Annotated in this window: 24 protein-coding genes; 9 read left to right on the top strand and 15 right to left on the bottom strand. The window is 62.5% G+C overall.

Annotated features, from left to right (window positions below):
• Positions 1–102: 102 nt before the first annotated feature.
• The 3 genes from groL to XH91_RS10205 all read left to right on the top strand — a co-directional run bounded on the left by groL (position 103) and on the right by XH91_RS10205 (position 3,207).
• Positions 103–1,728 carry a chaperonin GroEL gene (gene groL, locus XH91_RS10215; RefSeq protein WP_128950483.1) on the top strand — a complete coding sequence of 542 codons (1,626 nt, stop codon included), beginning with the start codon at positions 103–105 and terminating at the stop codon, positions 1,726–1,728.
• Positions 1,729–1,895: 167 nt separating this feature from the next.
• A complete protein-coding gene (locus tag XH91_RS10210) occupies positions 1,896–2,417 on the top strand; it encodes an Hsp20/alpha crystallin family protein (RefSeq protein ID WP_128950482.1) in 522 nt (173 codons plus the stop codon).
• A 67-nt stretch (positions 2,418–2,484) separates the two neighbouring features.
• The gene (locus XH91_RS10205; RefSeq protein ID WP_128950481.1) at positions 2,485–3,207 is read left to right on the top strand and encodes a CBS domain-containing protein; all 723 of its coding nucleotides are present in this window, start codon (positions 2,485–2,487) and stop codon (positions 3,205–3,207) included.
• Positions 3,208–3,222: 15 nt separating this feature from the next.
• On the opposite strand, the gene XH91_RS10200 is transcribed toward XH91_RS10205, so the two are convergent.
• The 5 genes from XH91_RS10200 to XH91_RS10185 all read right to left on the bottom strand — a co-directional run bounded on the left by XH91_RS10200 (position 3,223) and on the right by XH91_RS10185 (position 7,478).
• Positions 3,223–3,420 (bottom strand): hypothetical protein, encoded by a 198-nt coding sequence (locus XH91_RS10200; protein WP_128950479.1) that lies wholly within the window; start codon positions 3,418–3,420, stop codon positions 3,223–3,225.
• A gap of 60 nt (positions 3,421–3,480) precedes the next feature.
• A complete protein-coding gene (locus tag XH91_RS38770; protein WP_164934160.1) occupies positions 3,481–3,657 on the bottom strand; it encodes a hypothetical protein in 177 nt (58 codons plus the stop codon).
• 61 nt (positions 3,658–3,718) lie between these two features.
• Positions 3,719–4,141, bottom strand: a complete 423-nt coding sequence (locus XH91_RS10195; protein ID WP_245477296.1) for a phasin — start codon at positions 4,139–4,141, stop codon at positions 3,719–3,721.
• Positions 4,098–4,961 (bottom strand): alpha/beta fold hydrolase, encoded by an 864-nt coding sequence (locus tag XH91_RS10190; protein WP_128950478.1) that lies wholly within the window; start codon positions 4,959–4,961, stop codon positions 4,098–4,100. The genes XH91_RS10195 and XH91_RS10190 overlap by 44 nt, the downstream gene beginning before the upstream one ends.
• 9 nt (positions 4,962–4,970) lie before the next feature.
• Complete coding sequence (locus XH91_RS10185) at positions 4,971–7,478, bottom strand: alpha/beta hydrolase (protein WP_128954788.1); 2,508 nt, start codon at positions 7,476–7,478, stop codon at positions 4,971–4,973.
• Between the two features lie 133 nt (positions 7,479–7,611).
• Here XH91_RS10185 and XH91_RS10180 point away from each other — a divergent pair, with 133 nt between their 5' ends.
• From XH91_RS10180 to XH91_RS10160, 5 genes are all read left to right on the top strand, one after another.
• Complete coding sequence (locus XH91_RS10180) at positions 7,612–8,538, top strand: alpha/beta fold hydrolase (protein ID WP_128950477.1); 927 nt, start codon at positions 7,612–7,614, stop codon at positions 8,536–8,538.
• Complete coding sequence (locus XH91_RS10175) at positions 8,535–9,131, top strand: hypothetical protein (RefSeq protein ID WP_128950476.1); 597 nt, start codon at positions 8,535–8,537, stop codon at positions 9,129–9,131. The genes XH91_RS10180 and XH91_RS10175 overlap by 4 nt, the downstream gene beginning before the upstream one ends.
• 89 nt (positions 9,132–9,220) lie before the next feature.
• A complete protein-coding gene (locus XH91_RS10170; protein ID WP_128950475.1) occupies positions 9,221–9,868 on the top strand; it encodes a CoA transferase subunit A in 648 nt (215 codons plus the stop codon).
• 4 nt (positions 9,869–9,872) lie between these two features.
• Positions 9,873–10,523 carry a 3-oxoacid CoA-transferase subunit B gene (locus tag XH91_RS10165; protein ID WP_128950474.1) on the top strand — a complete coding sequence of 217 codons (651 nt, stop codon included), beginning with the start codon at positions 9,873–9,875 and terminating at the stop codon, positions 10,521–10,523.
• Positions 10,524–10,534: 11 nt separating this feature from the next.
• Entirely contained in the window at positions 10,535–10,993 is a 459-nt protein-coding gene (locus XH91_RS10160) for a MaoC family dehydratase (RefSeq protein ID WP_128950472.1), read from the top strand.
• A 31-nt stretch (positions 10,994–11,024) separates the two neighbouring features.
• On the opposite strand, the gene fabI is transcribed toward XH91_RS10160, so the two are convergent.
• The 6 genes from fabI to XH91_RS10130 form a co-directional block, all read right to left on the bottom strand.
• Positions 11,025–11,813: an enoyl-ACP reductase FabI gene (gene fabI / locus XH91_RS10155; RefSeq protein WP_128950471.1), complete on the bottom strand. Its 789-nt coding sequence runs from the start codon at positions 11,811–11,813 to the stop codon at positions 11,025–11,027.
• A complete protein-coding gene (locus XH91_RS10150; protein ID WP_128950469.1) occupies positions 11,810–13,024 on the bottom strand; it encodes an acetate/propionate family kinase in 1,215 nt (404 codons plus the stop codon). Before XH91_RS10150 ends, fabI begins: the two co-directional genes overlap by 4 nt.
• Positions 13,025–13,028: 4 nt before the next feature.
• The gene (locus tag XH91_RS10145) at positions 13,029–13,991 is read right to left on the bottom strand and encodes a phosphate acetyltransferase (protein ID WP_128950468.1); all 963 of its coding nucleotides are present in this window, start codon (positions 13,989–13,991) and stop codon (positions 13,029–13,031) included.
• Between the two features lie 29 nt (positions 13,992–14,020).
• On the bottom strand, positions 14,021–16,240 hold the full coding sequence (locus tag XH91_RS10140; protein WP_128950467.1) for a TerB family tellurite resistance protein: 2,220 nt from the start codon (positions 16,238–16,240) through the stop codon (positions 14,021–14,023).
• Positions 16,241–16,386: 146 nt separating this feature from the next.
• Positions 16,387–17,031 carry a hypothetical protein gene (locus XH91_RS10135; protein ID WP_245477295.1) on the bottom strand — a complete coding sequence of 215 codons (645 nt, stop codon included), beginning with the start codon at positions 17,029–17,031 and terminating at the stop codon, positions 16,387–16,389.
• A gap of 17 nt (positions 17,032–17,048) precedes the next feature.
• Positions 17,049–18,341: a DUF2254 domain-containing protein gene (locus XH91_RS10130; protein ID WP_128950464.1), complete on the bottom strand. Its 1,293-nt coding sequence runs from the start codon at positions 18,339–18,341 to the stop codon at positions 17,049–17,051.
• Between the two features lie 169 nt (positions 18,342–18,510).
• Here XH91_RS10130 and XH91_RS10125 point away from each other — a divergent pair, with 169 nt between their 5' ends.
• Positions 18,511–18,912: a DUF1622 domain-containing protein gene (locus XH91_RS10125; RefSeq protein WP_128950463.1), complete on the top strand. Its 402-nt coding sequence runs from the start codon at positions 18,511–18,513 to the stop codon at positions 18,910–18,912.
• A 67-nt stretch (positions 18,913–18,979) separates the two neighbouring features.
• On the opposite strand, the gene XH91_RS10120 is transcribed toward XH91_RS10125, so the two are convergent.
• The 4 genes from XH91_RS10120 to XH91_RS10105 all read right to left on the bottom strand — a co-directional run bounded on the left by XH91_RS10120 (position 18,980) and on the right by XH91_RS10105 (position 24,155).
• Positions 18,980–20,971, bottom strand: a complete 1,992-nt coding sequence (locus XH91_RS10120) for an alpha-glucosidase (protein ID WP_245477349.1) — start codon at positions 20,969–20,971, stop codon at positions 18,980–18,982.
• A 56-nt stretch (positions 20,972–21,027) separates the two neighbouring features.
• Complete coding sequence (locus tag XH91_RS10115; RefSeq protein ID WP_128950461.1) at positions 21,028–21,882, bottom strand: carbohydrate ABC transporter permease; 855 nt, start codon at positions 21,880–21,882, stop codon at positions 21,028–21,030.
• On the bottom strand, positions 21,879–22,826 hold the full coding sequence (locus XH91_RS10110; protein WP_128950460.1) for a carbohydrate ABC transporter permease: 948 nt from the start codon (positions 22,824–22,826) through the stop codon (positions 21,879–21,881). Before XH91_RS10110 ends, XH91_RS10115 begins: the two co-directional genes overlap by 4 nt.
• 87 nt (positions 22,827–22,913) lie before the next feature.
• Positions 22,914–24,155, bottom strand: a complete 1,242-nt coding sequence (locus tag XH91_RS10105; RefSeq protein WP_128950459.1) for an ABC transporter substrate-binding protein — start codon at positions 24,153–24,155, stop codon at positions 22,914–22,916.
• Positions 24,156–24,194: the final 39 nt, after the last annotated feature.

The raw sequence follows: 24,194 nt of genomic DNA, 5'->3' as shown, positions 1-24,194 counted from the left end.
GGTCAACCTCGCCTCGGGTTGACCAGGATCAAACTGCGCCGGACGCGCTGTTACAAAGTGACGCGCGATAACAGCAACGACGACAAACCTCGAGGAATTGAAATGGCACACAAACAAGTCCTGTTCCATTCAGCAGCTCGTGAGAAGGTCTTGCGCGGTGCATCTCTCCTCGCAGACGCAGTGCGCGTGACACTCGGCCCGAAATCGAAATCCGTCCTGATTCAGAAGGCCTGGGGAGCACCCATTGTCTGCAACGACGGCGTGACCATAGCCAAGGAGTTTGACTTGAAGGACGCCGAAGAGAACCTCGGTGCCCAGGTGTTGCGTCAGGCCGCCGAAAAGACCGGCGATGTCGTCGGCGACGGCACGAGCACGTCCACCATCCTCGCACATGCCATCCTGTCTGATGGGGTTCGCAACGTTGTCGCCGGCGCGAGCGCGATCGATCTCAAACGTGGTCTGGATCGCGGGACACAGGCCGCTATCGCTGCGTTGCGCGCCATGGCAAAGCCCGTCAGATCCAGAGCGGAGAAGGCGCAAGTCGCCACCATTTCAGCCCACAACGATCCGTCGATCGGCGAGCTCGTCGCGGATGCGATCGAAAAGGTCGGCGGCGACGGCGTGATATCGGTCGAGGAATCCAAGACGACCGAAACCCTCCTCGACGTCGTCGAAGGCATGAAATTCGATCGAGGCTTTCTTTCACCCTATTTCGTCACCGACGCCGATCGAATGGAATCGGTCTTGCAGGACCCTTACGTCCTGCTTTGCGACCACAAGATCGGCGCATTGCGTGATCTGGTTCCACTTCTCGAGCAGGTCGCCAAAAGCGGCCGGTCGCTTCTGATCATCGCCGAGGACATCGAGGGCGAAGCGCTGGCCACGCTTATCGTCAATCAATTGCGGGGTGTGCTCAAGGCCTGCGCCGTCAAGGCCCCCGGGTTTGGCGACCGGCGCAAAGCCATGCTCGAGGATATCGCCATCCTGACCGGCGCCCAGGTGATCTCGGAAGAAATCGGCTTGAAATTGGAGAGTGCTACCCTTGAACAACTCGGCCGTGCTGCACGCGTGGTCGCCGACAAGGAAAATACAACATTGATCGGCAGCGGTGGCGATCGTACCCGCATCGATGGCCGACTGGCCCAGATCCGGGTCGAGATCGACAAGACGACCAGCGATTATGATCGCGAAAAGCTCGAAGAGCGCCTCGCCAAGCTGTCGGGCGGGGTAGCCGTGATCCGGGTAGGGGCGCCGACCGAGGCTGAGATGAAGGCGAAGAAGGAAGCCTTGGACGACGCAATCAGTTCGACCAAAGCGGCGGTCGCCGAAGGCATCGTGCCGGGCGGCGGGCTGGCGCTGCTTCGCGCAATCGCGGCTGTGGCCAAGGAGGAAGCAGCCTGCGAAGGCGACGAACGGACAGGCGTGCAGATTCTGAAACGCGCGCTTGAAGCTCCCGCCCGCCAGATTGCCGAGAATTCCGCTGCCGACGGTGGCGTGGTGGTTGCCCGGATGCTCGAAAGTCAAGGCAGCTTTGGCTTCGATGCCGCCCGCAAGGTCTATGTCGACCTCGTCGAAGCTGGCATCGTCGATCCGGTCAAGGTCGTACGGACAGCCCTCGAGAATGCGGTTTCCGTCGCAAGCGTGCTCCTTCTGACCGAAGCGACGATGACGGAAATCCAGGAGCCGAAACGCGAGCGGCTGCCCGAGCAGGAGATGGCAATGCCCTAACTGGCCAGGCCAGGAAACTCCAGCAGCGCGTCCTCATTGGCGCGGCGTGCCGAGGAAGAAATTTCAGCGGCCCAACGGCGGGTTTGAGCGAAATCAACTTTCCAACCTGCACGAGCGACTATTCTTTTCGGCGACCGAGATGGTCAAACCTCGAAGGAGAAATGATCATGGCGACCGAAACCAAATTGCCCGTTACGAAAACCTCTACCGCGCCTGCCGTCGCGGCCGAGACCTGGCGCCCATTCCAGGCCTTGAGAAACGAGATCGATCAGATCTTCGACGATTTCGGCAACGGCTTCTGGAACCGACCGTTCCGTTCGCTCGCACGGCTGGAGCGCGACATCTCGAAGTCGATTGCTGCGCCCGCCGTCGACGTCGCCGAAGGCGACAAGGCGTATGAAATCACGGCGGAGCTCCCGGGGCTCGACGAGAAGAACATCGATATCAAGCTCGTCAATGGCGGTCTTACGATCAAGGGCGAGAAGCGCGAGGAGACGGAGGAAAAGAAGAAGGACTATTATGTCTCCGAGCGACGCTATGGCGCGTTCGAGCGCTATTTCACCCTGCCGGAGGGCGTCAACGCCGACAAGATCGAGGCGACCTTCAAGAACGGCGTGCTCAAGGTCGTGCTTCCGAAAACCGAGGACGCCCAGAAGCCCGCCAAGACCATCAACGTGAAGGCGGCCTGAAGGCTGCCGGGGCGAGGCCGCATCGCGGCCTCCCCCAGGGTCTGCAATTCGAGACAGAGAGCGCATCATGCACGCCATCCATGTGATGACCAGAGACGTTGTCGCGGTGACGCCTCATACGACGATCGAAGAAGCCGCCAAGATCATGCTGCAGATGCACATCAGCGGCCTGCCCGTCATCGATGACGCCGGCAACCTTGTCGGCATTGTCTCGGAAAGCGACTTCCTTCGCCGCAGCGAGATTGGCACCGGTCGTAGGCACGCCGCTTGGTTGAAATTCTTCATGGGACCCGGGCGGGCCGCGGCCGAGTTCGTTCACGAAAGTGGCCGAAAGGTGGAGGATGTCATGACGCGGCAGGTCGTCTCCGCGCAGGAGGAAACCTCCCTGGCCGACCTCGTTGATCTGATGGAAAAGCACGACATCAAACGCATCCCGGTGATGCGGGGCAAGGCAACGATCGGAATCGTGACGAGGAGCAACTTGCTGCAAGCCATGGCCAGCCTCGCACACGAAATCCCGGACCCAACCGCCGATGACGAGCACATCTGCGACCGCATCACGCGGGCGATCAATAAAGCCGACTGGCGCCCGATCGGTTTCAGAGCGGATGTCCGCAACGGCATCGTCCATCTGCACGGTCTCATCACGACCGACGAGGCCCGGCGAGCGTCGATGATCGCTGCCGAAAACACCAGCGGCGTCAAGGAAGTCCATGACCACCTCGGCCTCGTCGACTCTTACTCCGGCTATTATTTGGAATCGCCGGAGGACTTGAAAGCGGCCGGCTAGGCACCAGCCGCAGGTTCAGCCCAGAAGCTCCTCTCGAAGCATTGAAGGGGCCACCACCTCTTTCGAGCCCAAGATTTCCGGCAGCGTGAAAACAACCCCATGCACAGTAGAACCGCGCATGGAATCATTGGATTTTTTCATCGCCGCCATTTGCGTCTGCAAAACCACTTGCTCCGTCGGGCAAAACACCGGCATAATGCCATCATCAGCCATTGTATCCCGGACTGCCGCGCCGCAATAGGCGCGCCGATGACCTCGCAAGGACCCCGCGCTTCAATCGCGCGGACGAGAGGTCCGGTCGAGACGTGATCTCTGCGCTCTCATGCGCTTGATGTCTTCATTGAGCTTCTCGGTTTGCTCATCGCGGCGCTGATCTTTCGACTTGAGCTGATCGCCCTCTCTGATCTTCTCGAGCGCCTTCTCGACCGAGATCTTGGTGGTATCCGCCATTTGGCTAACTCCTCTCGATGGCAGGTGTCTGCGAGCAGGAAACCTTCTTCGCGGCAGTACTTCAGCTCTTCGGTTGAAACATGCCGCTTGCAGCCTTCATCGCCGACTCGCCCATGTCCTTGGCCTGGTCCGTCAGCGCCCGCATCTGGGCCTGGAAAAATTCCGACTGTACCTTGAGCGCATCCTGAACGTCCTTGGCCTGGATGAGCTTGTCGCCGAGGTCGAAAGTCGCCACAACGTTGCGCTGCAGATAGTTGCAAAACTGCTTGGCTTGATCGGCGATCGGCAGCGGCGAGGCGCCGAGATTTTTTTCGAGAAGGTCGAAATACTCGGTGCTGGCCTGTCGAACGCGGCCGAGCGATTCTGTCAGCATCGCCCGGACGTTGTCGGCGGAAGGATTGATATTTGCCATGGCATGGCTCCCTTGGGTGGAAAACGGGTTATCGCGAAAGGCCTCCGAACCAGGCGCCGAAATAGCCAGCATAGAGCGCCGGGACTTCAAGATTCATCGAATGGCCGACACCGGGCACGATCACCAAGCGGCAGTCAGGCATCGCCACCGCCATTGCTCTCAGATCCGCCGGCGGGATCCACCCATCCCGCTCGCCCCATAGCACCAGGTGCGGATGCCGGATTTCGGCCATCCGAAGCCCGAGCTGCTTGCTCTCCCACTCGCGGTTGAGATTGAAGGGGGTGCCGAGCCATATTCCCTCGGACACGCCGAAGGTTTGTTCGAGAATTCGCTCAAACAAGGCTTGGACGTCGCCAAGCCCCTCCCGAAACCTCGGCATGGACGTCGGCGCAAGGCTGTCAGGAACGAACAAGGAAGACGCAGCAGTCGCCATCACCGCTCGCGTCACGTCCTTGCTTGCCATCATCGCGCGGAAGACGCCGATCTGGTCGGCATTGAAGGCCAGGCCGAGCGGCGTGACCGGATCGAGCGCGAACACCCGCCCGAACCGTTCGGGCTGCATCAGCAGCATCCGTGCCGCGATGATTCCGCCCGTGGAGTGGGTGGCGAGGTGGCAGAAGAGAATATCAAGCGCATCGAGAGCCGCCAGCAGATCCTGCGCATGCTGCTGCATCGAGTAGTTGGAGTAGTCCGCAGTCGGCTTCGGCCGGTCGCTGTCGCCGCACCCACGCCAATCAATCGCGATCACGCGCAGCCCGGTGGGAAACATGGGCGCGGCAAGCTCGATCCAATCCTTGCTGGCGAGATTGCCGTGGATGAACACGACCGTGACATCGCCCTGTCCCCACTCCCGCCAGCCGAGCTGGACCTCACCTGCCTGCACCCGCGGCATCGAACCATCCTATTTGTTCAGCCCTGCCGTCGGCGCCGCGCCGGGCGGCGTCGGTGCTACCGGAATGGCCGACGCCACCGCGCCCTTGATCATGCGGTCCGTGCCGAGTGGCGATGAGGCGTCGACCCGTCCCTTGGTCACGAAGTCGACGACATCGGCGGAATATTCCACCGGGTTGTCGGTGTGGATGAAGTGTCCGGTCTCCGGATAGATCTTGAGCATCGGCCGGTTACCGGCATTGGTCATCCGCGTCATGAACGGCGTGATTACGTCCCGTCCGAGATCGGTCAGTCCGTTGAACGCCGGCGTCGGGATGAACGGCTCCTTGTCGCCGAACGCGAGGAAGATCGGCGCCTTGATCTCCGTGACGCGCTCGTAGAGGTTCTTCGGATCATCCTGCTGGAGCTCGGATCCGATCGTGTAGATGTCGAAGATGAAGACGTTGCACCATTGTTCGAGCTCCTTCGGGTTACCCCTTGTCAGCCCGACGCGCTGCTCGGTGTGGAAGCGGGCATACTCGCTGTCGCTGAAGAAGTAGCCGCTCTTGGCCGCCGACACGACGCCGGTGTCGGGATCACGCTTCTTGAAGTAGAAAAAGTCGCGGATGCTCTGCTCGTCGCGGGCCTTTTCCGCCGCAAGGATGCCGGTCTGATCCCAGATCTGCCTCCACTTGTCGAAATCGCGGCCAAGACCCTGCTGGAACAAGGGTGCTTTCTTGTCCTTCGCAATCGTGATGTCTCGCGGGTATTCCTCGAGACCTGACGGCGCTTCGAGTGCAAGTCCCTGCACCGCATCCGGCCAGGTCAGCGCATAGCCCATGACGAACTGGCCGCCGAGCGAGTGGCCGAGATAATAGGCTTTCTTGACGCCGAGTTGGTTGACGACGAGATCGTAGATGGTCTCGCGCATGTCCTGCATGGTGCGCGCCGGGCTCTTGTCGAGATTGCCCGGCCCGGACATGCCGTAGCCCGGCAAGTCCGGCACGATCACGCGCAGGCCGCTCCGCAGCGCGTATTGCATGATGTTGCCGTAGTGCCCGCCGAACGCTCCCTTGCCGTGAATGATGACGAGGACCTTGGGATCCTTGTCGGTGCCGGCATACTCGTCCATGTAACCGATTTGCCAGGTGTTACCGATCTTGTCCTTGGCGTTGGCGTATTTGACCGGATAGGGATAGGTGACGAAGTCCTTCCAGAAGGATTTGCTTGGATCGATCTTCTCCGCGACGCGCGGAACACGATAGTTTTTGTCGACAAACAACTGCGCACGATCGAGCGCCGCCACGTCGTCCATGAAGGCGACGAATTTTGGATCGTTCTTGCGCTGGTTAATGATCGGGAAGACGCCGTAGTGGGCGACCGGGCTTTCCTGGGCGATCAGGTCCGCGCCCGGCACACGATCGACGGCCTGCTGCGCCAACTTGAAATTCAGCCAGAGGTCGTTGGTGATATGCATCACCAGCGTGCGCGCCCGGATGCGGCCGAGATACGGGTTGATGTTGTGGGTCTCGCCGACGCGATTGCGCCAGACGAGGTCGACCGCGTCATAGAGCTTGGCGCGGTTGGTGACGTTCAGGCCTGCCTTCTCGTTCGGCGGATCCCAGTAGAAGATCTCAGGCTGCACCGCCTTCCAGTTCTGGGTCGTGCGAAAGGCGAAGTCGTACCCGGTCATTCCCAGGATCGACCAGCCGAACGCGACGCCCGGCACCGGATGTTTCTCCTTGGGCAGCTTGTAATAGTCGCCCTTGGTGGCCTGCCAGACCGGATCGGATTCGATCGCGGCCGTCATCATCTGGAACGTCCAGTTGCCGACGGGATCGTCACCATCGGACTGCGTCGTGCCGCCGATTGGCATGATCGCGCTGACATACTCCGGATGCATCACGCCCCAGACATAGGTCTGCGTGCCCCCCATGGAGACGCCAGTCACGAGTGCGACGCGCGCGACCTTCAGCTCGTCGCGCAAGAGACGATAGTTCGCCTGCACCATGTCGTAGTAGCTGTACTGCGGAAACTTGATGCCGAGGCCGTCCGATGGCTTGCTGGCGCCCCAAGTGCCGAGCGGATCGACCATGATGACGTAATAGCGGTCGGTATCGATCGGCCGGCCCGGGCCGATGATCGGCACGCCGCCCGAGAGTGGCGCACCCTTGACCCACTGCTCATACATGTCGGTGGAGTCACCGGAGTAATAGGAGTTGATGACGACGGCGTTGGTGATTTCGCCCGCCTCATTGCGCCGCGCGGTGCCGATCGTGATGTAGGCGGTGCGCAGCTTGCCCGCACCGAGAGATTCCAGCGTGACACCGCCCTCGCCACCAAATTCCCACTTCGAGGGATCGGATAGATCATACTTGCCGCCGATCTTGAAGTTGGCGATCTCGTAGGTTTTCTTCAAGCCGTCATGCTGCATCTGCGACGAGCGACGCGTGAAGGGCTGGGCGACTGCAAGCGCAGTGCCGACCAGCAGCAGGATCAGGCTGACGAAGCAGCGCTTTGCGATCTCTCTCCGGACCATCACGAAGTCCTCCCTGACGCATTTTGACGCGACGCTAGGCAAGGCGGCCGGACGAGCTTTGATCTAACTCAATGGATTGAACCTTGCGGGTTGTGAGGATCATTCCGGTTGAAACCTGCCGCCGGATCCAGCAATGCCCTTCCTCAGTCACGGCTCATACCGGATCCGCTATGAGCTGGACGGACCTGCGGATGCGCCCGCCTATGTGCTGGTGAATGGCCTCACCCAATACTCGGAGCTATGGGGAGCCTATCGCGACGCATTGACCGCACGCGGCTTCCGCGTCGCGACCTTCGACCTGCTCGGCCAAGGCGTCTCCGACAAACCTGCGCTTTTCATCAACCAGGACGACCACGTTGCCGTGCTGCATCGCCTGATCGGCGAGCTCGGCGACGGGCCGATTTTTCTCAGCGGCATCAGCTTCGGCGGCTTGATCGCGCTTCGCTATGCCATTGAACACGGCGCACGGCTGTCGGGCCTGGTGCCGATGAGCTGCTTTGCCGAGCTTTCACCGCAGTTGCTGCTGATTGGCAATGCCTTGCGCACTGGACTGATCCTCGGCGGCACCGGCTACCTCCAGGACCTGCTGCTGCCGATGAACCTGTCCGACCAATGGCTGAAGCCGTTGCTGGACAAGCTCGACAGCGTCAAGCGCCAGGGCTGGCTGGTCAACGACATTTATGCCCTGCAGAACCTGATGGAGTCCTTTCTCGACTTCAAGCCGCTGACGCCGCTTCTCTCGTCGATCGCTGCGCCGACCATGATCCTGAACGGCGAATTCGACTTCCTGACGCCACGGGCGCTGCATGAGACCCTGCGCGTCGAAATTCCCGACAGTGCGCTGGTGATCGTTCCAGAGGCCTATCACGCCTTCACGCTCGAGAAGGGTGCGCTCACCGCCGACCTGCTCGCACGCTTCGCCGAGGACGTGCTGGCCGGACGCTGGCAGGGCAACAAGGCTGTCTTGATCGCGCCAAACGAGCCCGGCGGCGCGATTTCGGCGTTTCCGGCTGGGTACGACCACCTGCGCGCGATCCCGGTGCAGAGGGCGGCGACATGAGCGCGTTCCTCGGACCGCTGGAGGCCGATGGTCGTTTGCCGCCGAGCCAGCAGACGCGGGTCGCCGCGTTCCTGGTCTCCGCCCATGGCGCGTTGGCACGGCAATATGCACTCGCGTTACCCGCTAGATTCGATGCCGCCTGGCAGACCGAGCTGAATGCACAGCTCTATCGCGAGAGCGAGATCGTCTCGCTGCTCACCCGCGCCACCGCGTGGACCCCGGATCTGGCGTTAGGTCCCATGGCAGTCTCCTGGGAGATGGCCTGGCTCCCTGAACCGATGGAAGCCATCGCCGATGACGCGCGTGCGCAGGCCATCCACCTCGCGACGCTTGCGCATGCGGTCCACGCCGGAATACGGCCGGCCGCCCTGCTTCCGACGGAGGCAAGGGCGGATGATCCGTTCGTGGCCGCGCTGCGCCGGATCGAGTTTGAAAGCGGACGATTGTTGCAGGCACAAATCCTGTTTCTGAAAGGGCCGGATCTGCTGCCCTACCGCGATGCCGTCAGCGCGGCGCTGGAGCGGCGGCATCGCGAGGTGCGCAAACTGTGGCGCGAAATGCTGGCAAGCCTCGGCATCCACATTCGCGAATGATGCGCAGGCTTTGACGCAGATCAAGGATCGCAAGGGGGGCGTCGCCAACATCGGTCCGCTGCCTGGTCGTGCCGATCGGAGTTTCAATCATGAAGGCCGTTTCCGTCGAAGAAGCCGTTGCGATGATTCCCGCAGGCGCCAGCGTCATGGTCGGCGGCTTCATGGGCGTGGGCACGCCGGAGCGCGTGCTCGACGAAATGGTGCGGCAACAGAAGGCGGGCCTGACCGTGATCTCCAACGATGCCGCCTTCGTCGGCAAGGGCGTCGGCAAACTGTTCGATGCGACGCTGGTCGCAAAACTGACGGCGACGCATATCGGTCTCAATCCCACGGCGCAGCGGCAGATGCTGGCCAACCAGATCAATGTCGACCTGGTGCCGCAGGGGACCTTCGTCGAACGCATCCGGGCCGGCGGTTGCGGCCTTGGCGGCGTGCTGACGCCGACCGGGGTCGGCACGCTCGTTGCCGAGGGCAAGCGGCAGATCGAGGTCGACGGCAAGCCGTTCCTGCTGGAGACGGCGATCCGCGCGCAATTCGCGCTGGTCCATGCTTTTCTCGCCGATTACCTCGGCAATCTCACCTATGCGCTCACCGCGCGCAATTTCAATCCCATCATGGCGATGGCGGCCGATACGGTCATCGTCACGGCCGAGCATATCGTACCGGTCGGCGTGATCGCCCCCGACCATGTCATGACGCCGGCGCCGCTTGTCGATTACCTCATTGCGAACGGGTGAGATCATGGACCCGCAGATCATCATCGCCCGCCGCGTCGCCAAAGAGCTCCAGAGCGGCAACCTGGTCAATCTCGGCATCGGCATTCCGACCCTGGTTGCCAACTACGTTCCGGCCGACCTCAAGGTGTTCTTCCAGTCAGAGAACGGCCTGATCGGCACTGGCCCGATTCCGGAGCAAGGCATGGCCCATCCCCTGCTCACCGACGCCGGCGGCCGGCCGATCAGCGCACTGCCGGGTGCGGCGACCTTCGACAGCGCGATGTCGTTCGGGCTGATCCGCGGTGGTCATGTCGACATCACCGTGCTCGGCGGTCTCCAGGTCGACGCACACGGCTTGCTCGCCAACTGGATGATCCCCGGCAAGATGGTGCCAGGCATGGGCGGCGCGATGGACCTCGTCAGTGGCGCCAGGCGCGTCATCGTCGCCATGCAGCACGCCGCCAAGGGCAAGTCCAAGATCGTCGCCAAATGCACCCTGCCTTTGACCTCGGCGCGGCCGGTAAACCTTGTCGTCACGGACATGGCGGTGATCGGATTCCCGGCAGGAAGGGCCACGCTGCTCGAAACCGCGCCCGGCGTCAGCGTCGGCGAGGTCATGGCGGTCACGGAGGCCGAGCTCTTTGTGCCCGACAATGTCCCGGAAATGAAACTCTGAGGGGCACGGTCATGCGCATCTTCGGCGACTTCAACGAGATCAAATCCGCCATCGGCACCGAGATCGGAGTGAGCGACTGGGTCGAGGTGTCACAGCAACGCATCGATCAGTTTGCCGAAGCGACCTGCGACGAGCAGTGGATTCACGTCGATCAGGAGCGCGCCAGCAAGGAGATGCCTGGCGGCAAGACCATTGCCCATGGCCTGTTGTCGCTCGCGCTCGCGCCGCTGTTCATTCGATCGGTGATCGGCCTGAAAGGCTTGCGCAATACGCTGAACTATGGCGCCGACCGGATCCGCTACCTGGCGCCGGTGCCAGCAGGATCGCGACTGCGCGGCCGCGTCACCATCGCGGAAGCCGAGGACGTCCCGCCCGACGGACTACGGGTGAACTACCATCTCGTGATCGAGATCGAAGGCGGCAAGAAACCGGCCTGCATCGCCGAGCTGATCGCCCTGCACTATCGCTGAGCCAAAAAGACGAAAGCAACGCTCTCGCCCGTCAGTCGATGATGTGATAGCCGCCGTCGATATAGAGCACGCCGCCGGTGATCAGCTTGGCGCCGTCGAGCGCCAGAAATGCCGTTGCATTGCCGACGTCATCGATGCTCACCAGGCTGCGCGACGGAGCCTTCGACTGCGCCTTGTCCATCAGTTCGTCGAACTCGGGGATGCCCGAAGCGGCGCGCGTCGCCAGCGGTCCCGGTGAGATCGCGTGCACACGGATGCCCTTCGGGCCCAGCTCGGCCGCCGCATAACGAACCGCCGATTCCAGCGCCGCCTTCGCGACGCCCATGATATTGTAGTTCTCGACCACCATCTGACTGCCATAGTAGGTCATGGTGAACATGGTGCCGCCGTTCTTCATCAGCGGCTCGGCCAGATGCGCCATCCGCAGGAACGACCAGCACGACACGTCCATGGTCTTCAGAAAGCCCTCACGGCCGACGTCGACGACACGGCCGTGTAGCGCTTCCTTGGGCGAGAAAGCGATCGAGTGCAGCAGGAAGTCGAGCTGCCCCCACTCCTTCGCGATTCGTTCGAAAACCTGCTCGGTCTGGCCCTCGGCCATGACATCGAGCGGCATGAAGATCGGCGCCTCGAGCGCCTGGGCGAGTGGCTCGACATGCTTCTTCGCGCGGTCATTCAGATAGGTGACCGCGAGGTCGGCCCCGAGCGCACGGAACGCCCTGGCGCAGCCCCAAGCGATCGATTGATCATTGGCGATACCGACGACGAGCCCCTTCTTGCCCTTGAGGGCCACTTTGGTATCCGGATATACGGGAATCATGACACCCTCTCTTGCTTGGGGTTGGTCGATGGCGCGTTCATCAGCAACGACAGCGTATGCTGCGCAATCATCAGCTCTTCATCGGTCGGGACCACATAGACCGGAATGAGGCTGCCGGGTTGCGAGATCAGGCGCGCGTGGCGGGAGTTTTGGATGGGGTCGAGTGTGGCACCGAGCCAGCCGAGCTGCTCGACCACGCGGGCGCGAATGGTTGCAGAATTCTCCCCGATACCGGCCGTGAAGACGAAGGCGTCCAGGCCCTGCAAGGCCGCGGCCAGCATGCCGGCGTTAAGGCCGATCCGATAGGCGAAATAGTCGATCGCAAGCCTGGCCTTGGGATCGTCGCTTTGCTCCAATGCGCGCATGTCGTTGCTGACACCGGAAAGGCCCTTCAGGCCGCATTCGCGATAAAGAAAATCCTGCACTTTCGCAGCCGGCATGCCCTTCTCGGAGATGAGGTAGAGCACGACGCCGGGATCGAGCTGTCCAGGCCGCGTTCCCATGGGAAGACCATCCAGCGCGGTGAATCCCATGGTGCTCTCGACACTCCGCCCGTCCTTCATGGCGCACATCGAGGCGCCGCTGCCGAGATGCGCGACGATCACCCGACGCTTTGCGATTTCGGGGGCCACGCCGGCCAAAGTCCTCGCGATGTATTCGTACGACAGGCCGTGAAAGCCATAGCGCCGCACGCCCTCCGCATGAAGCGGATGCGGTATAGCGTAGTGATCGGCCAACACACCGTGCGTGCGATGAAATGCGGTGTCGAAGCAGGCGACCTGCGGCAGGGTCGGATAATTCGCGAGGATCGACCGGATCGGCGACAGATTGTGCGGCTGATGTAACGGTGCGAGATTGATGAAGCGCTCCAGCGAGGCCACCACGCCGTGGTCAATCAAGACCGGCTTGTCATAGTCCGGGCCGCCATGGACCACCCGGTGCCCGACAGCGATCGGGTGAATGCGGAGCTCCTCGCGCAGCCACTCGCCGGCGACCCCCATTGCGGTCGTAACGTCCGGCACCGCCTCGATCGGATAAGCCCGGTCGGCCAGGGGATCGCCCGCCGCCCCGCCGGCCTTCAACCGCGGACGGCTGCCGATGCCGTCCAACTGTCCCTTGATTTGCCGCCGCAGCCTGCCTTCGCCTTCGACCGAGAAGATCTGGAACTTGACGCTCGAGGAGCCGGCGTTCACGACGAGAATGCTGTCCATGGCATCACGCTGCGATTGTGGGGGCTTGCTGTCGGCGCGCATTGGCGTAGAGCGACGCGATCGCGCAGGATGCCATCCGGGCGCGCGGCGTATCGGCCCGAGACGTCAGGACGACGGGCACGCGCGCACCGAGCACGATGCCGGCTCCATCGGCCTTGGCGAAGTAGGCAAGATTCTTCGCCAGCATGTTGCCGGCCTCGAGATCGGGAACGACCAGGACCTGCGCCCGACCGGCGACCTCGGACCTGATGCCCTTGATGCGTGCCGCCTCGGGGTCGATCGCATTGTCGAAAGCCAGCGGCCCGTCGAGTACGCCGCCGGTGATCTGGCCGCGATCGGCCATCTTGCAGAGTGCGGCGGCCTCGATCGTCGATGGAATCTTGGAGGTGACGGTCTCGACCGCCGACAGGATGGCAACGCGAGGCGCCTTGCCGAAGCCGGCTTGGGTGTAGAGATCGATCGCGTTCTGGATGATATCCCGCTTGGCATCGAGGTCGGGAAAGATGTTGATCGCAGCATCCGTCACGAACAGGGTCTCGGAATAGGCCGGTACGTCCATGACAAACACGTGACTGATACGGCGGTCCGTGCGCAGCCCTCCTACCTTCGCCGTCACCGAGCGCATCAGCTCGTCGGTGTGAAGGCTGCCCTTCATCAGCATCTCGCCTCGCGCAGCGTGGATCAGCTCGACCCCTTTGGCGGCGGCGTCCTCACTGTGCGCGGCGTCGACGATCTCGAAGCCGGCGATGTCGAGACCGAACTTTCTGGCGGTATCTCTGACCTTTCCTTCGGGCCCGACCAGAATAGGCCGGATGATGCCGGCCTGCGCGCTGTCGACGGCCCCCCGCAACGACGTCTCGTCGCAGGGATGCACGACGACGGTCCAAACCGGAGTGGCGGCCTTGGCCGCCGTGATCAGCCGGTCATACTTGCTCGGGGATTGTGATTGCCCGGTATCGGTCGACATGGTGTTGCTCCCGATGGTCTGGACGGCCGCTACGATGCTTTCGCCTGGTCGAAAGGGGCAACGTTGGTCACGCTTCCCTCCTCCGTGCCGACGCCAAGCAGCGTGGCCACCCGTTGGAGGCGGCTTGCGCGCTCTCCCGTGATCTCTCCACTGGCGGACAGCACCTCCCGCATGGCTGCAATCAAAGTCCGGCGCTGATTGATGTCGTCTGGCAACAGCCGCGGAATGGCTGCGAGCGCACCCTCCTGATCCAGCAGCAGCATGAAGAACTGCTCTCGAACCAGCGTCTTGAACTCGGGGAGCGGCATGCGCGCCCCGCCGTAATCCCGCCGCACCCGGCGCAAGGCCTCGATGCTGCGTTCGTCGACCATGCCGCGCGCCGAGCCAATGTAGAGCAGGCTGCGAATGGCGGCCTCCCGCGGACCGCCTTCACCGATCCTGGATTTCAATTCGGCAATCCGCGCCGCCAGCATCGCCTGGTGCTCGGCGGACATCTCGCGGCGGCGCGAGGGCTCCGACTTGGGATCGACGCCAAGGGCCGCCTGCACGGCCGGCGAGCCATAGACGTTGAGGAAAATCGTTTCGCTCAGCGCTTCCGCCGCGTCGCGCCAGCTATCGAGCGCGCGGACGATCTGCTTCGACATCCGTTCCTGCAATGCCAGGAAAGGATTATCCTTCGACACCGGCTTGCGATTGTCCTCGATCTCCTCCGCTGCCGACTTGACCGTCGCCATGAGCGGATTCTTGCTGCTGAATGCCTCATATTGCAGCCGCAACGGGTGGAAAGTGCGCATCGTCTCCGCCAATCGCGGGGTCACGACGCTCTTGATCCACGGCTGGACGAACTTCCGGTAGGCCGCGAGATTGATCTCGGATGCGCGCTTTGCGGCGGCGAAACGCCGTTCGTCCTCGGGCGAGTTGCCTCCCATGGCCCTGATATCGTCGAGGGTTCGCGCTTCACAACGCATGACCCATTGGCCGACGACCAGGTCCGAGCTTGCGGTCTCTTCGCCCTTGGCCTCGAAGGTGGCTTCATAGAGGCCGGGCGGCAGCACGTCGATCAGATCGATGTTGCTCGAAAACTCGGCGTGTTCCTTCTTTGCGACACCTCCCGAGACGAAGATGCCGAGATGGCCGACACTCTCGTGGACCGTATAGACGATCGTCTGTCCGTAGGCTCTGATCTCATCGACATCGGCGTAACAATCGAGGATCCAGTCGAGCGCTTGCTGAGGCGGGGTGACGTTGTCCCCCTCGGAACAAAACACGACAATGGGCGATCGGATGTTGCGCAGGTCGACCTTGCTGCCGTCGGACATCTCGATGTTGCCGGCGGCCAGATTGTTGCCGATGAACAGCTCGTCGACGATGAACTGGATCTCTTCTGCGTTCAGATTGACGTGTCCGCCCCACCAGCGTTCGAATTCGAGGTAACGGTCCGCCTCGGTGTCGACCTTCGAATAGACATTGTACTGCTTGGTCCACAGCGTGTTCGACGGATTCTGGTTCTCGAAATTCTGCACCAGCCAGGCGCCGTCGAACTTGCCTGCGCCGAGATCGCTGGCGAGCGCCGTCAGCCAGCTTCCGCCCAGCAGCCCGCCCGAATAGCGCATCGGATATTTGCCATGCACGCCGGCCCAATAGGCCAGCGGCGCGCCGGCAATGATGATCGGCCCGAACAGTTCCGGCCGCAACGAGGCCAGAATCATGACGGCCCAGCCGGCCTGGCAATTGCCGATGACGCAGGGCTTGCCGTCGGCTTTTGGATGCAGGCTGATGACTTTCTCGATGAAAAGAGCCTCAGCCCGCGCGATGCGCTCGATCGTCTGTCCCGGCATCGGCTCCGGCAGAAAGCCGATGAAATAGCAGGGATGGCCCGCTTTCATCGCAACACCGATCTCGCTGTCGGCTTTGAACCCGCCAATGCCCGGGCCGTGCCCGGCGCGCGGATCGACCACGATGAACGGCCGTCGCTCGAGGTTTATCTCGACGCCCTTCGGCGGAATGATGCGCACCAGCGCGTAGTTGACGGGGTCGTCGAGCTGGCGGCCGTCAATGATCAATTCGGCGGCATACTGCAGGACGTGTGGCGCCGTTTGCGCCACATGCTCACGATATTGGTCGCCGCGCCGACGCATGATGTCAAGGAACAGCACACTGCGCTGCCCTGCGTCGACCATATATTCGACGGCCGAAGCAACCAGCCCGGACATGGGGCCACCGGGGAGATTTGATATTTCCATCGCCATGTTCCGACCTCTCTTGCCCGCCCCTTTCATAGAGAGCCCCAGACGGCTGGATACGTTGACTTAGGTCAACGATCGGATGGATCGCCGGTCGGACCAGAACGGATGACAGGCCGGATCAACTCCCCATACAGGCCGGCTTGGCGTCTTTACGGTCGCGCCTCGGGCTCGTCTTTCTTGAGCCAGATGTTGATGCTGACGAGAAGCACCCAGAACGGAAAGACGACGAGGCTCCAGTCGATGAAGTAGCTTCCGATGAGAAGGGTGGCGGCAACGGCGTAACCGCCATAGGCAAGCCAACGCGGCGTGAGCCCCGTGTAGAGGGCAATCGTCGACGTCGTGATCATGAACACGGAGGCGGTCTTGACGAGATAGATGTTGACCATTCCGTAGGCAAGGCCGCGGCCGAAATGAAAGGTCGCGGAGTTGATCAGCACGTTCGGCGCGGCATGGAAGGCCAGAATGACCGCGCCGATGACGGCGGCGGCGGCGAACAGCATCGCGAGCAGCAGGACAGCGCTGCCGAAAAAGATCGTTGCAAAGAACCGGTCCTCGCGCGCGCCGAGCTGGTCACGCAAAAAGCCGACAAACCACAGGAAGGCCACACCCGCGAAGGGCACGAGGTTCAAGGCCAAAGCGACATTGCTGGTGCCTCCATGCAGCCATGCGCCCGGCTCGAGCGGGTCGGCCGGCACGGATCGCCGCATCAACCAGAATACTGCGAGAAGCAGCACTGAGAACAGGACACCGGCCGCGGCCGCAACGCGTGGGGCCCGCAACCTGGCTCGCGTCAATCCAGTCGCTTGCGTGATCACGACACCGGCCGCCCCTTCCCGTCCGCGGCCGGACTGGCCACCCCTGCTTCCACGTGGTGCGACAAGCCAAGGCCCTGCCTGTCCTCGATACGAGCCGCGGCGCGGTCCTGCGGATCGAAGCTCGAGCGCTCGATTCCATAATCGAGATGATTGAGGTAGGCGTGAACGAGTTCCGCGCGCCCCTCGCCGACGCACTCGGCGAGGCCGGCGAGCGCGGCGCGGAGCCGGCGCATCACCTGGATGGACGTCGACCCGAACTGCCGGATTTCATCGAAAGCCAACCCAAGATAATCCTCCCAGGTCGGCATACGATGAACCACCCTCAGAACGCCGTCCTCGTCGAAGGCGCGGCACGCTTCCAGGTCGCATTTGGCCAGCCGCCGCAGCAGGTCCTCGATCTGGTCGATGGCCTGGACGGCGGTCGTTGGATCGTTGATGGCTGGAGACAGCGCCTTGATCGCGACGTCGACGAGCAGCCGAATTGCATATTTCGGATCCTGCTCGAACGTTCGCTGCTCGTCGAGATGTACGCATGCGCTCAACTCCTCCTCGGGTACGAAGGTCGTCGCACATTGAGCGTGCAAGATCACACTATCTTCGAGCAGCGTGTCGCCGACGCCGCATTCCATCATGATGAGCCCGTTCATTCTCCGGGCATGGCCGACCAACCTGTCGATATCGATCGATGTCACCGACTGCGGATTGCCGACATATTTGACGGTCAGCCTGGCCGAACACAACTGCTCTTGCGCTCGCGCCGCTTTGCCCGGGGCCTGCCACGGGCTGGACTGATAGGTGCTGCTGATGACCTGCCGGCCCGTATCCCCCAGCGCCTGCAGCACCCGCATGATCTGAAGATTGTTCAAACGCTGGACGAGCTGCGCAAGCATCAAGACGCTGGCGACCAGCATGGCCGCAACGATCGCCGCAGACAGAAAAGGTACGCCTTGAGCACCCGGACGATCGACCCACGCCAGCGTCGCAAGGCTATACATGAAGGTCGCGACGAACATGCCGAGGGAATGGAACAAGAGACGGTCGCGCGCAAACCAGACGACGAGCCGAGGTGAATAGACGACGGCATTGAACTGAACGAGCACGAAGGCGATCGAGAACACGATGCCGGTCAGCGCCATCATGCCCGAGGCAACTGCCGACAGGTAAGCCTGGGCCGAAGACGTCGACAGATTGAGACTGACGGCCAGGAATTTGGATTCCAGGCGCGGCACCAGAAAGCCCGCCGCGACACTTGCAGCGGCGTAGAGCGTGGGTATCAGCCAGAGCTGCATGCCACTGCCTTTTTGATATCATCGATGGACACCAGCATCTTCGCGACGAGCCGCTGTTTCGTTGATCTTGATCAAGGCGCGTCCATGCGATCGTGAGCTGATGTGACCTCACCCGGGATGCTCCCGGCATCCATGGCGTCGGACCCGCGCACGCAACGAAACCAGGAAGATGATCGCCGATCCCTCCCAGTCGATCGAGACGGCCGCCAGCCACTGGATTCACCTGGTTGGCGTCAGCATCGAGATCTATGGCGTCTTCGTCATCGTCCTGGGGATCGTCTGGTCGATCCGGTACGTTCTTGGACGGAACGTCGCGTCTCGCTACGACAATTACAAGATCAGCATCGGGCGATCGCTGTTGCTTGGCCTCGAGGTGCTGGTTGCCGCAGATATCGTGAAGACGATCGCGATCGAACTGACCTTCGTGAGCCTCGGCCTACTTGCCGGCCTGGTTCTGGTTCGCACGTTCCTGGGCTGGACCCTGACCCTTGAAATCGAAGGTCGCTGGCCGTGGCAGTCGGACCGCGGCGATGAGCTCGCCTCAGGTCGAGAAGACCATCCCGCCGCTTAGGCACCGACCTGTCGAAGTGCCCTCGAAGCCTTTGCAAATCACGAGATCCGGTCGAGCTCAGCCAGCCCTACAGCTCCCGCAATCCCGCAAAGAGCGCGTCGAATTCGCTATCCACCCGATAGAACGCGGGCGGCCGCCCCAACGGGGCGGCGACCGATATCTCCTGTCCGCCGGCAAATGATTGTCCGGTCCAGACATGAATCCAATCGATCCCTGCCGGGAGGTAGAGGCCCCGCTCATCCTGGCCTGCCTGCCAGACGGGCGCGACGAGCAGGTCGCGACCATAGAGATAGCAATCCTGAATGTCGTAGGTTCGCCGGTCGTCCTCGTGATGAAGAAACAGCGGGCGTTGGACCGGAAGGCCCCGGCGCGCAGCCTCCAGCGACAACGTCCGCAGATAAGGCGAGAGGTGAACGTAGATCGCCGTCATCCTGGCGAAATGCGCGAGAACCGCGGGATCTCCATCGAGTTGCAGATTGTCACGAGGCCTGTTGCCTTCGTGGCTGCGCATGACAGGCGTGAAGGCCGCCATCTCGCTCCAGCGCATCAACAACTCGGGCGTACGCAGATTGCCGAACAGGCTGGTGTAGCCGCCGATGTCGGAGTGGTGATACGCGTTGCCGAGCAATCCCGACGACAGGGCGGCGCAGATCACCGTGACCAGCCCGTCATGCCTGGAAAAGTCGACCGATTGATCGCCGGCCCAGAGCCACGGGCAGAACTTCTGCACGCCCGTGAAGCCGGACCGCATGAAGAACACGGCTTCGCCGGTGCGCCCACGGCTCGATACAGCCTTCGCGTTCACCTCGGCCCACAGCACGGGCCAAAGGTTGTGCGCGAGCCTTGCATCGAGGCCGCTGGCGAGACGCACCTCGACCGGCAGATACTCGCCGAAATCGGCCATCCAGCCGGACAGGCCATAATCGAGCATGTTCTTGCCGATGATTTGCTCGGAGAACCAGGCCGCGGCGTCCGGATTGGTGAAATCGACGGTGCCGCAGTGGAACTCACCGAAATCGATCAGGGCCGTTCGTCCCGAGGCATCCCTCACGAAGTAACCGGCATTCTGGGCCTCCTCGAACAGGACGCCGTCGTTGCAGAGATACGGGTTCACGTAACCGAGAAATCGGATGCCCTGGTCGTTCAATTCGGCGATGCGCTGCCGAAGGCCAGGATAACGCGTCTCGTTGGCCTTCCAGTCCCAGAACAGCCGTGCGCCAAACGCCGTCGGCCGAATCCCGACCCAATCCTCGCACCAGAGTCCGGAAACCTTGACGCCGGCCGCGCGCATTGCCGCAAGGCGAGCGAACGAGTTCGCGCCATCCTTGAGGCCGACGATCGCGCCGTTGTAAATCCACTCCGGAAGCGGAGGCTGGCGGCCGAATCGCGCCGACAACGTCTCCACCAGCGCAACGAACGACGGCGCGGCGAACAGCTCGATGCTTTCAGGAACGGACCAGGCCTCGATCTCGTGAAACTCATCCTCGCGAAAGTCAAACACGCTATAGGCTGACGTCTCGACATGAAGAGCATAGCGCGCCGAGGAGACGTAGGTCGGTTGCGGATAGTTGGTGTGATAGTAGTCGCCGCCGGCTTGGCCCGCGACGTCGGCCTTGAAGGTGATCTCGGTGGTCTTGTCGCGCCCGACGCCCGGCTCCGAACTCCACAACGGAAACCGCCGTCCGCGCAGATCGAAATAGGAGAATTGCTCGCCGCCGCCCCAGACATGCTCGTCACGGTCGGCCACGACGCGCAGCCAAAACCGGTTCACGGAGGGATCGAGCGACCGCAGCTTCAATGCATGGCCCTCAAGCGTCACGGCGAGGCGCGGACGCTGCCCCTTGGCCGCGGACAGCATGATCGAGGCGCCGTCGATCTCGGCATACGCGAGCGGGCAGCGTTCGGCCAGGCGATCCTCGATGGTGAAGCGGCCGCGGTGCATTTCGATGCTGTCGTTGCCCCGGCCGACGAAAAAACATGGCGCCGCGGCGCTGTGGGCAAGTATCCGGCGGCCCGCGATGGAGAGCGCAAAGCCGGACGGGGTCGTGTCGAGTTTCAGGTCCATTCCTCTTGATCTTTCCTTGGCCTTTCCCTGACCCTTCCTTGGCCTTTCCGTCAGCCCTTGACGCCGCCTGTGGTCAATCCCGAGACGACGCGCTCCTGGAAGATCACGATCAGGATCGCGACGGGCACGATGCCGACGACGAGCGCGGCCGAGATCACCGGCCAGGGAAATGCGAACTCGCCCTGATAAAGCTGGATTCCGACCGGCAGCGTCCGCAATCCCGGATTGGAGTTGAACGACAAGGCCAGCAGGAATTCGTCCCAGGCATTGACGAAGGCGAGGATACCGGCGGTGAAGACGCCGGGCGCCGACAGCGGCACGACCACCCTGAACAGCGCGCCAAACCGGGTGCAACCGTCGATCATGGCGGCATTCTCCAGATCGCGCGGAATGCCTTCGAAGAAGGACGTCAGCACCAACGTGCACACGGGCAGGCTCAGCACGGTGTAGGGCAGGACCAGCGCGGTCCACGAGTTGAGGAGGTTGAGCGCGCGCATGGTTTCGAACAGCGGCACCAGCAGCGTCACCAGCGGAAAGGTCGAAACTGCGATGATCACGGACATGATCAGTCCCCTGAACCGCAAGTTCAGGCGCGCGAGCGCATAGGCCGCGAGCACCGAGACCAGCAGCGTGAGCGCGGTCGAGAGCAACGCGACCATGAAGCTGTTGAACAGGAAGGTGAGCAGCGGCTGATCTGAGAACGCCTGGATGTAATTCCGCAGCGTCGCTGCGTGCGGCAGCCAGGTGATCGGCTTTTGCGTCAGCTCCGCCTCGGTCTTGAATGAGGTCAACAGGATCCACAAGGCCGGGAACAGGCCGTTGACGATGAGAATGAACGCGGCGATGGCCCGCAGCGGCTTGCCCGACAGAGCCTGGTCGAACGTGGAGGCGACAGCCGTGCTCATGACGCAGCCTCATTGCCGCGGATCATGCGCAGGTAAAGCGCGGTGACCAGCATCGACAGGCCGAACATCACCACCGCGAGCGCCGATCCGTAGCCGAGGTCGAGGAACGACACGGTGTTCTGGTGAATGTACATGGCCAGCGTGGTGGTTTCGGTGCCCGGCCCTCCGCCGGTCATCATGTAGGGAATGTCGAAAGTCTGCAGCGCGGTGATGGTGCGGAAGATCAGCGCGACCACGATCGTGGGCTTCAGCAGCGGCAGCGTGATCTCCAAGAACTGCCGCACGCGCCCGGCGCCATCGACGTCCGCGGCCTCGTAGAGCGAACGCGGAATGGTCTGCAGGCCCGCGAGAATGATCATCGCCATGAAGGACGAGGCCTTCCAGATGATGGCAAGGCAGATCGCTGCGAAGGCGAGCCGCGGCGAATTGAACCAGATCACGCTGGGCAGGCCGATCCGGTTGAGCACATCATTGACGACGCCGTACTCGGAATGGAAGAACCAGCCGAAGATCAGGCCGGCGAAGGAGAGCGGCAGCGCCCAGGGGATCAGCAGCGAGAGCCGCACCGGCCATTTCATCCGGAACGGCAGATTGGCGAGCAGCGCGAGTGCGAAGCCGACGAAGAGCGAGCCGGGCACCGTGATGAGCGTGATCAGCACCGTGTTCCAGGTCGCCTGCCAGAACACCGGATCGTCGGGCATCTGCCTGAAGTTCGCGAGCCCGGCGAACCGCGCCGGCAAGCCCGACGTCAGCGACAGGTCGAGAAAGCTCGTGTAGATCAGCCGGCTCACCGGATAGACGATCATCACGCTGAGCAGGATCGCTGCGGGCGCCAAGAGCATCACGGCAAGTGTGGTGTCGTCAGGATCGGACCAGCGCGACAGCCATCGCCGCCGCGCGAGCGAGCGATCGGCCTCGCTTTTGAACGTCGATGTCGTCGTCATCAGGTCCGGTCCGGATTGCAATACGCGCCCTAAGAGCTTGCGCATGATCTGATCGGAAAACCGCTTCGCAGTTTTCCGGATCATGCCTTAGCGGATGATCCGCTTCAGGCGCGCCTCGATCTGGGCGGCGCCGTCTGCCGGAGTGGTCGCACCCGCGAGCACCGCGTTGACCGTGGTCCGGATCGCTTCACTGACCTCGTTGTAGCGCGGCGTCACCGGGCGCGGCTTTGCGGTCTCGACGATGGCTTGCGCGTCGGCGAACCACGGCACCGCCTTGGTCACGTCGGCGTCCTTGTACAGCTTGCCGTAGGTCGGCAGCAGCGAGCCGTTGATGGCCATGTATTTGGAGACTTCGGGACTCGACAGATATTCGACCAGCTTCTTCGCCTCGTCCTGATGCTTGGAAAACGCGGAAACGCCCCACTCCCAGCCGCCAAGACAGGTCGCCTGTTCGCCGCCCTTGACGGCCGGAAGCCGCGCGACGCCGACCTTGCCAACCACCGCGGACTCGGCGTCCTGCGACATCGCCCATGCATAGGCCCAGTTTACCGCGAACAGGACGTTGCCGGCCTGGAACTCCTTGCGCGTATCGTCGGTCGCGACCTCGGCAATGTTCTTCTTGGCAACGCCGCTGTCGGCAAAACCCTTCCAGAGCGCGAGCGATTTGGTCGCCGCCTCGCGATCGAAATCGAGCTTGCCGTCCTTCGTCACCACCTTGCCCTGGCTCCAATAGGGCACCAGGAAGGTGCAGACTGCGCCTTCGATCGCCTTGCCCTGGAACGACAGCCCCTGCAGGTTCGGATTCTTCTCGCCGTCCGCGACCTTCTTTGCGGCGTCCGCGAGCTCGTCCCAGGTTTTTGGCGGCTGAAGCCCGTATTTGTCCAGCAGGTCCTTGCGATAATAGAGGAACATGGAATCGGCAAAGGCGGGCAGCGCCACCACCTTGCCGTCGATCGTGTTCGCCTCGGCATAGGCACGCAGATAGGAAGACATGTCGCTTGCGACCGGGCTGGTCCAGCCCGCCGCCGCAAACTGCGCCGGGCGGATCACGTCGAGCATCAGCACATCGAGCGAGGAGTCCTTCGCTGTGAGCACCGTGTTGAGATATTGCGCCTGCATGTCCGAAGTCGTGCCGCCCAGCTCGATGCTGACCTTGATGCCGGGATTGCGCGCTTCGTATTGATCGAGCAGCGTGCGCCAGATGGCGGGCTGCCCCTGGCTGGTCACGAAGACCTTCAAATTGGTCTCGGCGGATGCAGCGGTTGCGAATGCGACCGCTGCACATCCGAGCAGCAAACCCGCCACCTTCGAAATGCGTCCTGAACTCATGCCGTCCTCCCGGAAAAGATCGCCGCTTGTTTGCGGCTC

This window comes from Bradyrhizobium guangzhouense (genome assembly GCF_004114955.1).
Classification (GTDB): domain Bacteria; phylum Pseudomonadota; class Alphaproteobacteria; order Rhizobiales; family Xanthobacteraceae; genus Bradyrhizobium; species Bradyrhizobium guangzhouense.
Note: the sequence above shows the minus strand (reverse complement) of the source record. Positions and strands in the feature narration are given on the sequence as shown.

Coding starts and splice junctions, on each gene's coding strand:
- XH91_RS10195 (WP_245477296.1), bottom strand. CDS start 4,141: ATGCTGGCTATTTCGGCGCCTGGTTCGGAGGCCTTTCGCGATAACCCG.
- XH91_RS10150 (WP_128950469.1), bottom strand. CDS start 13,024: ATGGACAGCATTCTCGTCGTGAACGCCGGCTCCTCGAGCGTCAAGTTC.
- groL (WP_128950483.1), top strand. CDS start 103: ATGGCACACAAACAAGTCCTGTTCCATTCAGCAGCTCGTGAGAAGGTC.
- XH91_RS10190 (WP_128950478.1), bottom strand. CDS start 4,961: ATGCCGCGGGTGCAGGCAGGTGAGGTCCAGCTCGGCTGGCGGGAGTGG.
- XH91_RS10165 (WP_128950474.1), top strand. CDS start 9,873: ATGGACCCGCAGATCATCATCGCCCGCCGCGTCGCCAAAGAGCTCCAG.
- XH91_RS10160 (WP_128950472.1), top strand. CDS start 10,535: ATGCGCATCTTCGGCGACTTCAACGAGATCAAATCCGCCATCGGCACC.
- XH91_RS10185 (WP_128954788.1), bottom strand. CDS start 7,478: ATGGTCCGGAGAGAGATCGCAAAGCGCTGCTTCGTCAGCCTGATCCTG.
- XH91_RS10105 (WP_128950459.1), bottom strand. CDS start 24,155: ATGAGTTCAGGACGCATTTCGAAGGTGGCGGGTTTGCTGCTCGGATGT.
- XH91_RS10170 (WP_128950475.1), top strand. CDS start 9,221: ATGAAGGCCGTTTCCGTCGAAGAAGCCGTTGCGATGATTCCCGCAGGC.
- XH91_RS10140 (WP_128950467.1), bottom strand. CDS start 16,240: ATGGCGATGGAAATATCAAATCTCCCCGGTGGCCCCATGTCCGGGCTG.
- XH91_RS38770 (WP_164934160.1), bottom strand. CDS start 3,657: ATGGCGGATACCACCAAGATCTCGGTCGAGAAGGCGCTCGAGAAGATC.
- XH91_RS10110 (WP_128950460.1), bottom strand. CDS start 22,826: ATGACGACGACATCGACGTTCAAAAGCGAGGCCGATCGCTCGCTCGCG.
- XH91_RS10205 (WP_128950481.1), top strand. CDS start 2,485: ATGCACGCCATCCATGTGATGACCAGAGACGTTGTCGCGGTGACGCCT.
- XH91_RS10145 (WP_128950468.1), bottom strand. CDS start 13,991: ATGTCGACCGATACCGGGCAATCACAATCCCCGAGCAAGTATGACCGG.
- XH91_RS10115 (WP_128950461.1), bottom strand. CDS start 21,882: ATGAGCACGGCTGTCGCCTCCACGTTCGACCAGGCTCTGTCGGGCAAG.
- fabI (WP_128950471.1), bottom strand. CDS start 11,813: ATGATTCCCGTATATCCGGATACCAAAGTGGCCCTCAAGGGCAAGAAG.
- XH91_RS10175 (WP_128950476.1), top strand. CDS start 8,535: ATGAGCGCGTTCCTCGGACCGCTGGAGGCCGATGGTCGTTTGCCGCCG.
- XH91_RS10210 (WP_128950482.1), top strand. CDS start 1,896: ATGGCGACCGAAACCAAATTGCCCGTTACGAAAACCTCTACCGCGCCT.
- XH91_RS10200 (WP_128950479.1), bottom strand. CDS start 3,420: ATGGCTGATGATGGCATTATGCCGGTGTTTTGCCCGACGGAGCAAGTG.
- XH91_RS10130 (WP_128950464.1), bottom strand. CDS start 18,341: ATGCAGCTCTGGCTGATACCCACGCTCTACGCCGCTGCAAGTGTCGCG.
- XH91_RS10180 (WP_128950477.1), top strand. CDS start 7,612: ATGCCCTTCCTCAGTCACGGCTCATACCGGATCCGCTATGAGCTGGAC.
- XH91_RS10125 (WP_128950463.1), top strand. CDS start 18,511: ATGATCGCCGATCCCTCCCAGTCGATCGAGACGGCCGCCAGCCACTGG.